General features: G+C 60.3%; 14 protein-coding genes. 13 read left to right on the plus strand and 1 reads right to left on the minus strand.

The window, feature by feature from the left end; translation table 11 throughout:
• Positions 1-64 precede the first annotated feature (64 nt).
• Both orn and ACA072_RS02580 read left to right on the plus strand, forming a co-directional pair.
• A complete protein-coding gene (orn, locus tag ACA072_RS02575) occupies positions 65-607 on the plus strand; it encodes an oligoribonuclease (protein ID WP_497622914.1) in 543 nt (180 codons plus the stop codon).
• Positions 608-850: 243 nt separating this feature from the next.
• Entirely contained in the window at positions 851-1,462 is a 612-nt protein-coding gene (locus ACA072_RS02580; protein WP_145310220.1) for a trimeric intracellular cation channel family protein, read from the plus strand.
• A 106-nt stretch (positions 1,463-1,568) separates the two neighbouring features.
• Here the strand turns inward: ACA072_RS02580 and queG are convergent, their stop codons facing one another.
• The gene (gene queG / locus ACA072_RS02585) at positions 1,569-2,633 is read right to left on the minus strand and encodes a tRNA epoxyqueuosine(34) reductase QueG (RefSeq protein ID WP_497622916.1); all 1,065 of its coding nucleotides are present in this window, start codon (positions 2,631-2,633) and stop codon (positions 1,569-1,571) included.
• Between the two features lie 63 nt (positions 2,634-2,696).
• Between queG and ACA072_RS02590 the strand changes: the two genes are divergently transcribed.
• The 11 genes from ACA072_RS02590 to ACA072_RS02640 all read left to right on the plus strand — a co-directional run bounded on the left by ACA072_RS02590 (position 2,697) and on the right by ACA072_RS02640 (position 15,615).
• Positions 2,697-4,196 (plus strand): NAD(P)H-hydrate dehydratase, encoded by a 1,500-nt coding sequence (locus tag ACA072_RS02590; RefSeq protein ID WP_497622918.1) that lies wholly within the window; start codon positions 2,697-2,699, stop codon positions 4,194-4,196.
• Positions 4,184-4,654: a tRNA (adenosine(37)-N6)-threonylcarbamoyltransferase complex ATPase subunit type 1 TsaE gene (gene tsaE / locus ACA072_RS02595; protein ID WP_403106167.1), complete on the plus strand. Its 471-nt coding sequence runs from the start codon at positions 4,184-4,186 to the stop codon at positions 4,652-4,654. Before ACA072_RS02590 ends, tsaE begins: the two co-directional genes overlap by 13 nt.
• Positions 4,655-4,702: 48 nt before the next feature.
• On the plus strand, positions 4,703-6,082 hold the full coding sequence (locus tag ACA072_RS02600) for an N-acetylmuramoyl-L-alanine amidase (protein WP_497624939.1): 1,380 nt from the start codon (positions 4,703-4,705) through the stop codon (positions 6,080-6,082).
• Positions 6,079-7,989, plus strand: coding sequence for a DNA mismatch repair endonuclease MutL (mutL, locus tag ACA072_RS02605; RefSeq protein ID WP_497622920.1), 1,911 nt, complete (start codon positions 6,079-6,081; stop codon positions 7,987-7,989). Before ACA072_RS02600 ends, mutL begins: the two co-directional genes overlap by 4 nt.
• Complete coding sequence (miaA, locus tag ACA072_RS02610) at positions 7,989-8,960, plus strand: tRNA (adenosine(37)-N6)-dimethylallyltransferase MiaA (protein ID WP_497622922.1); 972 nt, start codon at positions 7,989-7,991, stop codon at positions 8,958-8,960. Before mutL ends, miaA begins: the two co-directional genes overlap by 1 nt.
• Positions 8,961-9,054: 94 nt before the next feature.
• A complete protein-coding gene (gene hfq / locus ACA072_RS02615) occupies positions 9,055-9,315 on the plus strand; it encodes an RNA chaperone Hfq (RefSeq protein ID WP_007902656.1) in 261 nt (86 codons plus the stop codon).
• A gap of 12 nt (positions 9,316-9,327) precedes the next feature.
• A complete protein-coding gene (gene hflX / locus ACA072_RS02620; RefSeq protein WP_497622924.1) occupies positions 9,328-10,629 on the plus strand; it encodes a ribosome rescue GTPase HflX in 1,302 nt (433 codons plus the stop codon).
• A 96-nt stretch (positions 10,630-10,725) separates the two neighbouring features.
• Entirely contained in the window at positions 10,726-11,898 is a 1,173-nt protein-coding gene (hflK, locus tag ACA072_RS02625) for an FtsH protease activity modulator HflK (RefSeq protein ID WP_497332933.1), read from the plus strand.
• Positions 11,898-12,767 carry a protease modulator HflC gene (gene hflC / locus ACA072_RS02630; RefSeq protein ID WP_438659530.1) on the plus strand — a complete coding sequence of 290 codons (870 nt, stop codon included), beginning with the start codon at positions 11,898-11,900 and terminating at the stop codon, positions 12,765-12,767. Before hflK ends, hflC begins: the two co-directional genes overlap by 1 nt.
• 316 nt (positions 12,768-13,083) lie before the next feature.
• Positions 13,084-14,271 (plus strand): ATP phosphoribosyltransferase regulatory subunit, encoded by a 1,188-nt coding sequence (locus tag ACA072_RS02635; RefSeq protein ID WP_109627704.1) that lies wholly within the window; start codon positions 13,084-13,086, stop codon positions 14,269-14,271.
• Between the two features lie 54 nt (positions 14,272-14,325).
• Positions 14,326-15,615, plus strand: a complete 1,290-nt coding sequence (locus ACA072_RS02640; RefSeq protein ID WP_497622927.1) for an adenylosuccinate synthase — start codon at positions 14,326-14,328, stop codon at positions 15,613-15,615.
• Positions 15,616-15,743: the final 128 nt, after the last annotated feature.

A 15,743-nucleotide genomic window follows, 5' to 3' on the forward strand; every position in this document is an offset into this window, starting at 1 on the left:
CGAGTTTAGCACGCCCGGGCGCCGCCCTAGGCTAAACTGCGCAGCATTGCCTAGGAGCCGACACATGCAAAACCCGCAGAATCTGATCTGGATCGACCTGGAAATGACCGGTCTGAACCCTGATACCGACGTCATCATCGAGATGGCCACCATTGTCACCGACAGTGACCTGAACACCTTGGCCGAAGGGCCAGTGATCGCTATCCACCACAGCGACGAGATCCTCGCCGGCATGGACGAGTGGAACACCCGTCAGCACGGCGGCTCGGGCCTGACCCAACGGGTGCGCGACAGCCGCATCAGCATGGCCGAAGCCGAAGCCCAAACCATCGTCTTCCTGGAGCAATGGGTGCCGAAGGGCAAGTCGCCGATCTGTGGCAACAGCATCTGCCAGGACCGTCGCTTCCTTTATACCCACATGAAGTCCCTGGAAAGCTTCTTCCACTACCGCAACCTCGACGTGTCGACCCTTAAAGAGCTGGCCGCACGCTGGGCGCCGGACGTGCGCGACAGCTTCAAGAAGGGCAGTACCCACCTGGCCTTGGACGATATCCGCGAATCCATCGCCGAGCTGCAGCACTACCGCAAGCATTTCATCAAGTTCTGATGCTGCGGTGCCTTTGTGGCGAGGGGGCTTGTCGGAACGCCGCATCGCCCCGTTCGGCTGCGAAGCAGTCGAAATCCCGTCAGCGCGAATTGCCTGAAAAAACACATTGCCTGATTTTGGGGCCGCTTCGCGACCCAACGGGGGCAAGCCCCCTCGCCACAGGTTTTCAGTGTCTGTTCTCGCCCTCTTTTGGTGCCGCACCGAAATGGCTAGACTGCGCGCCTTTCTGCAGGGACCGCCACCATGTTGCTGATGCTTTACCTGATCGCCATCACCGCCGAAGCCATGACCGGTGCCCTGTCCGCAGGCCGTCGCGGGATGGACTGGTTTGGCGTGGTGCTGATCGCATGCATCACGGCGCTCGGCGGCGGTTCGGTGCGTGATGTGCTGCTCGGTCACTATCCGCTGACCTGGGTCAAACACCCGGAATACCTGGTGCTGACCTCGATCGCGGCGATGTTCACCGTCTTCGCTGCACGCTGGATGCGCCATCTGCGCTCGCTGTTTCTGGTACTCGACGCCGTGGGTCTGGTGGCATTCACCCTGATCGGCTGCATGACCGCCCTGGAAATGGGCCACGGCATGTTGGTGGCCTCGGTCAGCGGCGTGATCACCGGGGTGTTCGGCGGCATCCTGCGCGACATCTTCTGCAACGACATCCCGCTGATCTTCCGCCGTGAGCTCTACGCCAGCGTCTCGTTCGCGGCGGCGTGGTGCTACATGTTCTGCATCTACCTGCAATTACCCGGCGAGCAGGCGATTTTGATCACGCTGTTTGGCGGCTTCCTGCTGCGGTTGCTGGCGATTCGTTTCCACTGGGAAATGCCGAAGTTCGTCTATAACGACGAGGCCTGATTTCCGCACGGTCCCTGTAGCAGCTGCCGAAGGCTGCGTTCGAGGCCGCAGGACTCGCTTGCAGGATGACGACTGCTCCGCAGCCGAACGCAGCCTTCGGCAGCTGCTACAGGAGTCCGTGTTGTTTCAGTGCCCACTCGACGTGTTCGCGCACCAACTCCGACGGATAGTCTCGCCGCGCCTTTAGCGCTTCCAGCACCGGAATGCTCGATGGAGCGTTCCCCAACCCTACCGCCAGATTGCGCAGCCAACGCTCGTAACCCGCGCGGCGCAGCGGCGAACCTTCAGTGCTGCTGAGGAACTTGTCCTCATCCCACATGAACAGCTCGGCCAGTTCGGCGTTGTCCAGATTGTGCCGTGGCTTGAAGTCGCTTTCGCCGGACGGGCGGGCGAAGCGGTTCCACGGGCAGACGATCTGGCAGTCATCGCAGCCGAACACCCGATTGCCGATCAGCGGGCGCAAGTCTTCGGGGATCGCGCTTTTCAGTTCGATGGTCAGGTAAGAAATGCAGCGCCGGGCATCCAGCACATACGGACCGACAAAGGCATTGGTCGGACAAATGTCGAGGCACGCGGTGCAGCGGCCGCAATGTTCGGTGCTGTGAGGCGGGTCGACCGGCAGCGGCAGATCAACAAACAGCTCGCTGAGGAAGAAGTAACTGCCGGCCTTGCGATTCAAGACCAGGGTGTTTTTGCCGATCCAGCCCAGGCCAGCCTTTTCCGCAATGGCCTTTTCCAGCACCGGCGCGCTGTCGACAAAGGCGCGGTAACCGAACGGCCCGATGACCGCCTGAATTTTTTCTGCCAGGTGTTGCACACGTTTACGGATCAATTTGTGGTAATCGCGGCCCAAGGCATAACGCGATACGTAGGCTTTTTCCGGTTGGGCCAGACGTTTGGCCATTTCGGTGTCGCCCGGCAGGTAGTCCATGCGCAGGGAAACCACGCGCAAGGTGCCGGGGACGAGCTCCTCCGGGTGCGAGCGTTTGCTGCCGTGGGCGCCCATGTAGTCCATTTCGCCGTGGTAGCCGGCCGCCAGCCAGCGCTCCAGGTGCTGCTCATGCTCGGCCAGGTCGAGGCCGCTGATGCCGACTTGCTGAAAGCCCAGCTCGCGGCCCCAGTCCTTGATGGATTGGGCGAGGGCGGGCAGGTCTGTGGTAATAGCGGGCATGAGGCGAGAGAAACCGGAGCTGAGGTGCGTATAATTCTGCCAGACATCGGAGCCCGAAGACGCATGCCGCACACTAAAGATGATTTACCCGACGCGCTGTACAGCGCCGCGCACGTGCGAGCCCTTGATGCGAACCTGATCGCGGCCGGTACGCCGGGCTTCGAATTGATGCAGCGCGCAGCGCGGGCGACCTGGCGTGCGCTGGTCCGTCAATGGCCGTCGGCGAACGAATTGACGGTGGTTGCCGGCCATGGCAACAACGCCGGTGACGGCTATCTGGTGGCGGTATTAGCCCGGCGTGCCGGTTGGCATGTCCGGGTGTTGGCCGCTGGTGATCCTCAGCGTTTGCGGGGAGATGCGGCACTGGCCCATGCCGAGGCCCTTGCTGAAGGTGTCGCCGTTCAGGGCTGGAGCGCGCAATCCGAGTTGCGTGGTGTTGTGCTGGACGCCTTGCTCGGCACCGGTCTGACGGGCGAAGTGCGAGAGCCGTACGCGAGTGTCATCGCGACGATCAATGCCAGCGGCCTGCCGGTGGCGGCTGTGGATATCCCTTCCGGCCTTTGTGCCAATACTGGGCGCGTGCTCGGTTCGTCAGTTCGGGCTGATCTGACCGTGACCTTCATTGGTCTGAAGCTGGGCCTGTTTACGGGCGATGCGGCGGACGTGGTCGGCGAGCTGGTGTTCAACGATCTCCAAGCCTCCCCCGAGTCGTTTGACGGGGGCGACATTGATGCTATCCGCCTGACAGTCGGTAACTTGCCGCGTCTGGCAGGTCGCACGCCAACTTCCCATAAAGGCAAATTCGGCCATGTATTGCTGATCGGCGGTGATCGCGGTTTCGGCGGTGCCATTCTGCTGAGTGCACAAAGTGCGCTGCGCAGTGGCGCCGGCATGGTGTCCATAGCCACCCGCAGTGAACATGTGGCCGCAGCACTGGCGAGAATCCCCGAAGCCATGGTGCTGGGCACTTCCTCGGCTAATCAACTGATGGAACTGCTGCAAAAGGTTTCCGTACTGGTGGTCGGCCCGGGCCTCGGGCAGGCCGCCTGGGGGCGCAGTCTGTTGTCGGCGGCGGCCAACGCACCGTTGCCGCAAGTCTGGGACGCCGATGCGTTGAATTTGCTGGCCTCAAAGCACGTGAGCTTGCCCAAGGACTGCGTGATCACACCGCATCCGGGTGAAGCGGCACGGTTGCTGGGGATAAGCACCGCCGAGGTTCAGGCTGATCGCCCGGCGGCCGCCCATGCATTGAGCAAAAAATATACAGCTGTGGTGATTCTAAAAGGCGCCGGCAGCCTCATCGCCAGCCCCGATGGGCGGTTGTCGTTGTGCCATCAGGGCCATCCGGCCATGGCCGCCGCCGGTTTGGGTGATGTACTGGCCGGTCTGGTCGGCGCATTACTGGCCCAGGGTATGGACGCGTTCGACGCCGCCTGCCTGGCGGTCTGGCTGCACGCCAATGCCGGCGCGCAAGCAGGTAAATCGGGCCGTGGGCTGGCGGCCAGTGATCTGATCCCAGCCATTCGTCAGTTGTTGGAGGAGCAAGCACCGTGTCTGAAGTAACCCTGTACCTGGCCGATGAAGAGGCGATGACCGCCTTTGGCGCACGCATCGCACAAACTACTCAAGGGCACGGTCTGATATTTCTCGAGGGCGATCTGGGGGCGGGGAAAACCACGCTGTCACGGGGCATCATCCGTGGCTTGGGGCATGTCGGGGCAGTAAAGAGTCCTACGTTCACTTTGGTCGAGCCCTACGAGATCGGCGACATCCGGGCTTTCCATTTCGACCTCTATCGACTGGTCGATCCGGAAGAGCTGGAGTACCTCGGCATCCGTGATTACTTCGAAGATGACGCGATGTGCCTGATCGAATGGCCCCAGAAAGGTGCAGGCTTTTTGCCAAAGCCCGACCTGACCATTACCATTAGCCCGCAAGACAGCGGGCGTTCGCTGAAAATTTTGTCCCAAGGCTCGCGCGGCGAGTCCTGGTGTGCCGCTTTGGCATTGGAAACCAATTAAATGATGGGGTCAGGTATGCGCTTTCGCGCGATGGTAGCTGCCGTAGGGATGTTGTTTTTGGCGGTGACCGTCGACGCTGTGGCCGAGACGAAGGTCAACAGCGTTCGCCTGTGGCGGGCGCCGGACAACACACGGCTGGTGTTCGACTTGACCGGGCCAGTGCAGCACAGCGTGTTCACTCTGACCTCACCGGATCGGCTGGTGATCGACATCAATGGCGCCACCCTTGGTGCGCCGTTGAACGTCAACAGCGCCAATAGCCCGATCACTGCCATGCGCTCGGCTCAACGCACGCCGACCGATCTGCGGGTGGTCATCGACCTGAAAAAAGCCGTCACGCCAAAAAGTTTTACCCTGGCGCCAAACGCCCAGTACGGCAATCGCCTGGTGGTCGACTTGTTCGATAACCCTGCCGATGCCGCGCCGATTCCTGTGCAGACCAACGTCGCCAAGGTGGCCCCGGTACCAGTGACTCCGGTGGAGCCTGCCGTGAAGCTGCCGCCTGCGCCTGCCGGCAAGCGCGACATCATCGTGGTGATCGACGCCGGCCACGGCGGCGAAGACCCGGGGGCCTCGGGCTCACGCGGTCAGCGTGAAAAAGACGTGGTGCTGGCCATCGCCCGCGAACTGCAGCGTCAGGTCAACGGCATGAAAGGCTTCCGCGCCGAACTGACCCGCACCGGCGACTACTTCATTCCTCTGCGCGGCCGTACCGAAATCGCCCGCAAGAAAGGCGCTGACCTGTTCGTCTCGATCCACGCCGATGCCGCGCCTTCGGCTGCAGCGTTCGGTGCATCGGTATTTGCCCTGTCTGATCGTGGTGCTACCTCGGAGACCGCGCGCTGGTTGGCCGATAGCGAAAACCGTTCCGATTTGATCGGCGGTGCCGGCAACGTCAGCCTCGACGATAAGGACCGTATGCTCGCAGGCGTGCTTCTCGATTTGTCGATGACCGCGTCCCTGACCTCCAGTCTCAACGTTGGCCAGAAAGTCTTGAGCAACATCGGTCGCGTCACGCCGCTGCACAAGCAGCGCGTGGAGCAGGCCGGGTTCATGGTGCTGAAGTCGCCGGACATTCCGTCGATCCTGGTGGAGACCGGGTTCATCTCCAACGCCAACGAAGCCTCCAAACTGGCCGCAGCGAACCACCAGCAGGCGCTGGCGCGTTCGATCAGCAGCGGCGTGCGCCAGTTCTTCCAGCAGAACCCGCCGCCGGGCACCTACATTGCCTGGCTGCGTGATTCCGGCAAGATCGCCCAGGGGCCACGTGATCATCGGGTGAATCCGGGCGAGACGCTGGCGATGATTGCCGTGCGTTATCAAGTGTCTCCCGCGACCCTGCGCAGCGCCAATAACCTGAAAAGCGACGAGCTGAAGATCGGTCAGACCCTGACCATTCCCGGCACAGAACTGGCGTCCAAAGAATGAACCAGGTGTTGACCCATACGGCTCGCATCGAGCTGCTCAGCCCGCGACTGGCGAACCAGATTGCCGCCGGTGAGGTGGTTGAACGTCCGGCTTCGGTGATCAAGGAGTTGCTGGAGAACAGCCTCGACTCCGGCGCCAGGCGTATTGATGTCGATGTGGAGCAGGGCGGCGTCAAGCTGCTGCGGGTGCGCGATGACGGCAGCGGCATTTCGGCCGATGACTTGCCGCTGGCCTTGGCGCGACACGCCACCAGCAAGATCCGCAACCTGGAAGACCTCGAGCAGGTCATGAGCCTCGGGTTTCGTGGTGAAGCCCTCGCTTCGATCAGCTCCGTGGCGCGTCTGACCCTGACGTCCCGCACCAAGGATGCCGACCAGGCCTGGCAGGTCGAGACCGAAGGTCGGGACATGGCGCCTCGCGTCCAACCCGCGGCCCATCCGGTGGGCACCTCGGTGGAAGTGCGCGACCTGTTCTTCAATACGCCGGCGCGGCGCAAATTCCTCAAGACTGAAAAAACCGAATTCGATCACCTGCAAGAAGTGATCAAGCGCCTGGCGTTGGCACGTTTCGATGTGGCGTTCCATTTGCGTCACAACGGCAAAACCATCCTCAGCCTGCACGAAGCCCATGACGACGCGGCCCGCGCCCGGCGAGTGGCGGCCATCTGCGGTTCGGGTTTTCTCGAGCAGGCGCTGCCGATAGAAATCGAACGCAACGGCCTGCATTTGTGGGGTTGGGTCGGTTTGCCGACGTTCAACCGCAGCCAGGCGGATTTGCAGTATTTCTTTGTGAACGGTCGCGCCGTACGCGACAAACTGGTGGCCCACGCGGTGCGCCAGGCTTATCGCGACGTGCTGTTCAATGGTCGGCACCCGACGTTCGTGCTGTTTTTCGAAGTCGATCCGGCCGGTGTCGACGTCAACGTTCACCCGACCAAACACGAAGTGCGCTTCCGTGACGGGCGCATGGTTCACGACTTTCTCTACGGCACCTTGCACCGCGCCTTGGGCGATGTGCGTCCGGATGATCACCTGGCTGCACCGGTGGCGACGGCGATTGTTCGCCCGTCCGGTATCGATGCCGGCGAGTTCGGGCCGCAGGGTGAAATGCGCCTGGCGGCCAATGCGTTGCTGGAGCAGCCGCAGGCACAGCCGTCATTCAACACGCCGGCAGGCTCGGGCGCTGGCGCCGGTTATCAGTATCAATACACGCCGCGTCCTCAGTCCGGCGTGCCGGCGGCTGAGGCTCAGTCTGCGTACAAGGAGTTTTTTGCGCCGCTGCCAGAAGCCAACGCTGCTGCACTTCCGGCCGGACAGGACGATATTCCACCGCTGGGTTACGCCTTGGCGCAACTCAAAGGTATCTACATCCTCTCGGAAAACGCCCAGGGCCTGGTGCTGGTGGACATGCACGCCGCCCACGAGCGGATCATGTACGAGCGCCTGAAAGTCGCCATGGCCAGCGAAGGCCTGAGCGGCCAGCCGCTGTTGGTGCCGGAATCGTTGGCAGTGAGCGAGCGCGAAGGTGACTGCGCCGAAGAAAACGTCGCGTGGTTCCAGCGTCTTGGCTTCGAGCTGCAGCGACTTGGCCCGGAAACACTGGCGATCCGGCAGATCCCGGCCTTGCTCAAGCAAGCCGAAGCCAACCGCTTGGTCAGTGATGTGCTGGCGGACCTGATGGAATACGGCACCAGCGATCGCATCCAGGCACACCTGAACGAACTGCTTGGCACCATGGCCTGCCACGGCGCGATTCGGGCGAACCGGCGTCTGGCGCTGCCGGAGATGAACGGTCTACTGCGGGACATGGAAAACACCGAGCGCAGCGGTCAATGCAACCATGGCCGACCGACCTGGACCCAACTGGGCCTGGACGATCTGGACAAACTGTTCTTGCGCGGTCGCTGATGAGCCAGCTCCCTCCTGCGATTTTCCTGATGGGCCCGACCGCAGCGGGCAAGACTGATCTGGCTATCGAGCTGACCAAGGTCCTGCCTTGCGAGCTGATCAGTGTCGATTCGGCGTTGGTCTATCGCGGCATGGACATCGGCACCGCCAAGCCTTCGAAAGAGATTCTGGCCGAGTTTCCGCACCGATTGATCGATATTCTCGACCCGGCCGAGAGCTATTCGGCGGCGGAATTTCGTCGTGATGCACTTGAGGCGATGGCCGAGATCACTTCGCGAGGCAAAATTCCGTTGCTTGTAGGCGGCACGATGCTCTACTACAAGGCTTTGGTCGAAGGACTGGCGGAAATGCCGGCGGCCGATCCCGAGGTTCGCGCGCAGATCGAAGAAGAGGCTGCACGCCTTGGCTGGCAAGCCCTGCACGACCAGTTGGCGCTCGTCGATCCGGTATCGGCGGCGCGAATTCATCCGAACGATCCCCAGCGACTCAGTCGAGCACTGGAAGTTTATCGCGTCAGCGGTCAGAGCATGACCGAGCTGCGACTGAGACAAAGTGCGCAAAGTACTGAAGCAGCCGCTTCGGGACTGCAACAATTGCCCTATACTGTCGCGAACTTGGCCATTGCTCCGGCAAATCGCCAGGTATTGCACGAGCGAATTAAACAAAGATTCACAGTTATGTTGGAACAGGGATTCATTGACGAGGTCGTAGCCCTGCGTAAGCGAAGTGACCTGCATTCAGGGTTGCCGTCGATACGTGCGGTAGGCTACCGACAAGTCTGGGACTACCTGGATGGCAAGCTGACACAAGCCGAGATGCAGGAACGTGGAATCATTGCCACGCGCCAATTGGCAAAACGTCAGTTCACCTGGCTGCGCAGTTGGGCTGATTTACACTGGCTGGACAGCCTGGATTGCGACAATCTGCCGCGCGCCTTGAAATACCTTGGGACCATCTCCATATTGAGCTGAGTCCTTGCAATTGCCGTCTATCCTTGGGGGTGTGACGGCCACAAGCCATCTGTTTACCTATTTTTTATATTGAATCCTTAAAGGAGTGCGGCACATGTCAAAAGGGCATTCGCTACAAGACCCTTACTTGAATACTTTACGTAAAGAGAAAGTTGGGGTGTCCATCTACCTGGTCAACGGGATCAAACTGCAAGGCACGATCGAGTCTTTCGACCAGTTCGTTATCCTGCTGAAGAACACCGTCAGCCAAATGGTCTACAAACACGCTATCTCTACAGTGGTGCCGGTTCGTCCAATTCGTCTGCCTAGTGCAACCGAATCCGAAGCAGGTGACGCTGAGCCAGGTAACGCCTGATAGGAGTCTCCTTTGTTCTTTGAGCGCCACGGTGGTGGTGAGCGAGTGATCCTCGTTCACTTGGATGGACAGGACCCTGAGGCGCGCGAAGATCCGCAGGAGTTTCAGGAGTTGGCTAATTCGGCCGGCGCCGAGACCGTTGCGTTTTTTAACGTGCCGCGTCATCGGCCAACCGCCAAATTCCTGATCGGCAGTGGCAAGGTCGAGGAACTACGCGACCTGGTCCATGCCGAAGAGGCCGATCTGGTGATTTTCAATCACACCCTCACGCCCAGTCAGGAACGTAACCTCGAACGTGTTTTCGAGTGTCGCGTGATCGACCGCACCGGTCTGATTCTCGATATTTTCGCCCAACGCGCCCGTACCCATGAAGGCAAGCTCCAGGTAGAACTGGCCCAGCTTGACCACATGAGCACCCGGCTGGTTCGTGGCTGGACTCACCTTGAGCGTCAAGGTGGCGGTATCGGCATGCGTGGCCCGGGTGAAACCCAGCTGGAAACCGACCGCCGTTTGCTGCGGGTTCGCCTGCGACAGATCAAGGGTCGGCTGGAAAAAGTGCGCAGCCAGCGCGAACAGTCGCGACGTGGCCGTACGCGTGCAGATATCCCTACCGTGTCTTTGGTGGGGTATACCAACGCCGGTAAATCCACGCTTTTCAATAACGTGACGAAATCCGACGTGTACGCAGCTGACCAGTTGTTTGCCACGCTGGACCCGACCTTGCGCCGTCTGGAACTGGACGACCTGGGGCCGATTGTCCTGGCCGACACTGTGGGTTTCATCCGCCACTTGCCTCACAAGCTGGTTGAGGCATTTCGGTCTACGCTCGAAGAGTCGAGCAACTCCGACCTGCTGTTGCACGTGATCGATGCGGCCGAACCGGATCGCATGTTGCAGATCGAGCAGGTGATGGTAGTGCTGGGCGAGATTGGTGCCCAGGACTTGCCGATCCTCGAGGTCTATAACAAACTCGATTTGCTTGAAGGCGTTGAGCCACAAATCCAGCGCGACGAAAACGGCAAACCTCAACGGGTCTGGCTGTCGGCGCGTGATGGCAGTGGTCTGGAATTGCTTGAGCAAGCCATTGCCGAGTTACTGGGCGGTGATTTGTTTGTCGGTACCTTGCGCTTGCCGCAACGATTCGCTCGACTGCGTGCGCAGTTCTTCGAACTCGGAGCGGTGCAGAAAGAAGAACACGACGAAGAAGGTGTCAGCTTGCTGGCCGTTAGATTGCCGCGCTCGGAGCTCAATCGACTGGTCAGCCGTGAAGGCGTTGTGCCGACGGAGTTCATCGAGCAACACACTTTGCAATAAAAGCCTGAGAAAGCGGTTGTGCCGCGGTGACAGGCATTCTGTAGCATTGGTCGGCGCGCCGTGGGTGCGTCTTTGCTTTATCAGATGGAGAGCGCTATGGCTTGGAATGAGCCGGGTGGCAACTCGAATAATCAGGATCCTTGGGGTGGCAAGCGCCGCAATAACGGCGACCGCAAGGGACCACCGGATCTCGACGAGGCCTTCCGAAAGCTGCAGGAAAGCCTGAACGGGTTGTTCGGTGGTGGTAAGAAACGTGGTGATGACGGCGGTGGTTCGGGCAAGAGTGGCGGCTTCGGCGGCCTGCTCGGCATCGGCCTGGTCGTGCTGGCGGCCGTGTGGCTGTACAGTGCGGTCTACGTAGTCGACGAGCAGGAGCAAGCCGTGGTGCTGCGCTTCGGCAAGTACTACGAAACCGTCGGCCCGGGCCTGAACATCTATTTCCCGCCGATCGATCGCAAGTACCTGGAAAACGTCACGCGTGAGCGTGCCTATACCAAGCAGGGTCAAATGCTCACTGAGGACGAGAACATCGTCGAAGTGCCGCTGACCGTGCAGTACAAGATCAGCAACCTGCAGGACTTCGTGCTGAGCGTCGATCAGCCGGAAATCAGCCTGCAGCACGCGACCGAAAGTGCCTTGCGCCATGTGGTGGGTTCTACCGCGATGGACCAGGTGCTGACCGAAGGTCGTGAGTTGATGGCCAGCGAAATCAAGGAGCGTCTGCAACGCTTCATGGATACTTATCGCACCGGTATCACCGTTACCCAGGTGAACGTACAGAGCGCAGCGGCACCGCGTGAAGTACAGGAAGCCTTCGATGACGTGATCCGTGCCCGTGAAGACGAGCAGCGTTCGCGCAACCAGGCTGAAACCTACGCCAACGGCGTCGTGCCGGAAGCCCGTGGTCAGGCCCAGCGCATCATCGAAGATGCCAACGGATACCGTGACGAAACCGTCTCGCGCGCCAAGGGTGAGGCTGATCGCTTCACCAAACTGGTGAGCGAGTACCGCAAGGCACCTGAGGTGACCCGTGAGCGTCTGTACCTGGACACCATGCAGGAAGTCTTCACCAACACCAGCAAGGTTCTCGTGACCGGCAACAAGAATGGCCAGAGCAATCTGCTCTACTTGCCGCTGGACAAGATGGTCGAAAGTGGTCGCAACACCAGCACTCCGGTGACCGGTGCGGCAGCCACCAGCAATGAAGCGAATGCGCGTGCAGCCGCTGATCTGCAGCAACAGCAAGCACGTACCAGGGAGAGTCGCTGATGAGCAATAAATCGCTGATCGCCCTTATTGTCGGCGTCGTCGTGGCCATCGCTGCCTGGAACTGCTTCTACATCGTGGCTCAGACCGAGCGTGCGGTGCTGCTGCAGTTCGGTCGTGTGGTCCAGACTGATGTTCAGCCGGGCCTGCATGTGAAAGTGCCTTACGTTAACCAGGTGCGCAAATTCGACGCACGCCTGATGACGCTGGATGCACCGACACAACGCTTCCTGACGCTGGAAAAGAAAGCCGTCATGGTCGATGCCTACGCCAAGTGGCGTGTGAAGGACGCTGAGCGTTACTACACCGCGACCTCCGGCCTCAAGCAGATTGCCGACGAGCGTCTTTCCCGTCGTCTGGAATCGGGCCTGCGTGACCAGTTCGGTAAGCGCACGTTGCACGAAGTGGTTTCCGGTGAGCGCGATGCGCTGATGACCGATATCACGGCGTCGCTGAACAAGATGGCGGAAAAAGAGCTGGGCATCGAAGTCGTCGATGTTCGGGTCAAGGCCATCGATCTGCCTAAAGAAGTGAACCGCAGTGTGTTCGAGCGTATGAGCTCCGAGCGTGAGCGTGAAGCTCGCGAGCACCGCGCCAAGGGTAACGAACTGGCAGAAGGCATCCGTGCCGACGCCGATCGTCAACGCCGCGTGCTGCTGGCTGAAGCCTATCGTGAATCTGAAGAGGTTCGCGGTGACGGTGATGCCCAGGCCGCTGCGATCTACTCCAAGGCTTACGGCCAGGACCAGGAGTTCTACGGTTTCTACCGTAGCTTGCGCGCCTACCGTGAAAGCTTCGCGAACAAATCCGACGTCATGGTCCTGGACCCAAGCAGCGACTTCTTCCGTTACCTGGAAAAAGCCAAGCCTTGATACAGCGTTGACCTGAATCATCCCCCGCCTGGCGGCTAAAGCCTCGGGCGGGGTGATCCTTTGGGAAAACGTGTGTATGATGCGGCAGCCGGGAAATTCCCGGCTTTTTTGCGTCTGCACGTTTGATTGCTGTTTGTTATGCAGGCGCCCGAGTTGAATGACTCGACAGGTTTTTCGAGGAAAGTGGTTGGCGAAGCCGGTTTCAGGCTTTTCGCCACGTTGTTTATGCGCGTGGTTTGCACATGAACCGACCATTTTCTGCTTCACTCAAGGCTCGCCCAACGGCTGGCCGCCCGGATCATAGGGGAATGGCGTAATGGCAACGGTAGACCGCTGGCTGCTGCCAGATGGCATCGAAGAAGTACTGCCACCAGAGGCGGCGCGTATTGAAGTCGCGCGTCGTCAGGTGTTGGATCTGTTCCAGAGCTGGGGTTACGAGTTTGTCGTGACTCCCCATATCGAGTACCTGGAATCCCTGCTGACCGGCGCGGGCTCGGACCTCGATCTGCGTACCTTCAAGGTCATCGACCCGCAATCGGGCCGGCAGATGGGCTTTCGTGCCGACATCACGCCGCAAGTGGCGCGCATCGATGCGCACACCCTGCGCCGCGAAGGCCCGAGCCGTCTGTGCTATGCCGGTAGCGTGCTGCATGCTCAGCCGCGCGCCTTGTCATCCTCGCGCAGCCCGATCCAGCTGGGCGCCGAGTTGTACGGCGATGCCAGCCCGAGCAGCGACGTGGAAGTCATCAGCCTGATGCTGGCCATGCTGCAACTGGCCGATGTGCCGGATGTGCACATGGATCTCGGTCATGTCGGCATCTACCGTGGCCTGGCCCGTGCGGCCGGTCTGTCCGGTGAAGTTGAACAGCAGTTGTTCGATGCGTTGCAACGCAAGGCGATCGACGAGGTCATTACCTTGACCGAAGGCTTGCCTGCCGATCTGTCAGGAATGCTGCGAGCGTTGGTCGATTTGTGTGGCGGCCGCGAAGTATTGAGCGCTGCCCGCGAGCGTCTGGCCAATGCGCCGGCGCCGGTTCTGGCGGCGCTGGATGATTTGCTGGCGATAGCCGAGCGACTGTCCACGCGTTTCCCGGAATTACCGCTTTACTTCGACCTGGGCGAGCTGCGCGGCTATCACTACCACACCGGTGTCGTGTTCGCGGTGTTCGTACCGGGCGTTGGCCAGTCCATTGCCCAGGGCGGTCGTTACGACGACATCGGCGCCGACTTCGGTCGCGCGCGTCCGGCCACCGGCTTCTCTACCGATTTGAAAACCCTGGTGACCCTGGGGCGTGCTGAGATCGAGCTACCGTCTGGCGGTATCTGGATGCCTGACAGTACGGATGCGGCACTCTGGCAGCAGGTTTGCCAGTTGCGCAGTGAGGGTCAGCGTGTCGTTCAGGCATTGCCTGGACAACCTTTGGCCGCCGCCCGTGAAGCGGACTGCGACCGGCAATTGATCCAGCAGAACGGGCTTTGGCAAGTATCGCCACTGGCTTCTTGAGTTTTCCTGCCGGCTGCGGCCGGCACCAAGTTTGCGCGAATGAGGACAAGTGTTATGGGTAAGAATGTCGTAGTCCTGGGCACCCAATGGGGTGATGAGGGCAAAGGCAAGATCGTTGATCTGCTGACCGAACATGCTGCCGCCGTAGTGCGCTACCAGGGTGGCCACAACGCGGGTCACACCCTGGTGATCGATGGCGAAAAAACCGTCTTGCACCTGATCCCGTCGGGCGTGCTGCGCGAAGGCGTGCAGTGCCTGATTGGTAACGGTGTGGTGGTTGCACCCGACGCTCTGCTGCGGGAAATCATCAAGCTGGAAGAGAAAGGCGTACCAGTGCGTGAGCGCCTGCGTATCAGCCCGTCCTGCCCACTGATCCTGTCCTTCCACGTAGCGCTGGACCAGGCTCGTGAAAAGGCCCGTGGCGAGCTGAAGATCGGTACGACCGGTCGCGGCATCGGCCCGGCCTACGAAGACAAGGTTGCGCGTCGTGGCCTGCGTGTTGGCGACCTGCTAAACATGCCGCGCTTTGAAGAAAAGCTGCGTGAACTGGTGGATTACCACAACTTCATGCTGGTGGGTTACTACAAAGAGCCGGCCATCGAGTTCGAAAAGACCCTGGCTGAATGCAAAGAATACGCTGAGCTGCTCAAGCCGCTGATGCTGGACGTGACGGCCGAGCTGCACGACCTGCGTCGCGCCGGCAAAGACATCATGTTTGAAGGCGCCCAAGGTTCGTTGCTGGACATCGACCACGGTACCTACCCGTACGTGACCAGCTCTAACACTACCGCTGGTGGCGTTGCTACCGGTTCGGGAGTTGGCCCGATGTTCCTCGACTACATCCTGGGCATCACCAAGGCTTACACCACGCGTGTAGGTTCGGGTCCGTTCCCGACTGAGCTGTTCGACGAAGTCGGTGCGCACCTGGCCAAACAAGGTCACGAGTTCGGTGCGACTACTGGCCGTGCCCGTCGTTGTGGCTGGTTTGACGCTGTTATCCTGCGTCGCGCTATCGATGTGAACAGCATCTCGGGCATCTGCCTGACCAAGCTGGACGTACTCGACGGTCTGGAAACCATCAATATCTGCGTCGGCTACAAAAATGCCGAAGGTAACGATGTTGCCCCGACTGACGCTGACAGCTACGTGGGTCTGCAGCCTGTGTACGAAGTAGTGCCGGGCTGGACCGAGTCGACTGTGGGTGCCAAAGCCCTGGAAGAGCTGCCAGCTAACGCGCGTGCCTACATCAAACGGGTCGAAGAGCTGATCGGTGCGCCGATTGACATTATTTCGACGGGCCCGGATCGCAACGAAACCATCGTTTTGCGTCACCCGTTCGCTTAATAAGTCGTTGATGTAAAAAGCAAAGGGTCCTTGATTGGACCCTTTGTCGTTTCTGCCTGCCGGACGGCATGACCTTTGCTGTGATGTTGAATAAAAGCATCGCTTCCAGCGCGCCATCAATTTAATGG

The sequence above is a fragment of the Pseudomonas sp. LBUM1656 genome (genome assembly GCF_059716065.1).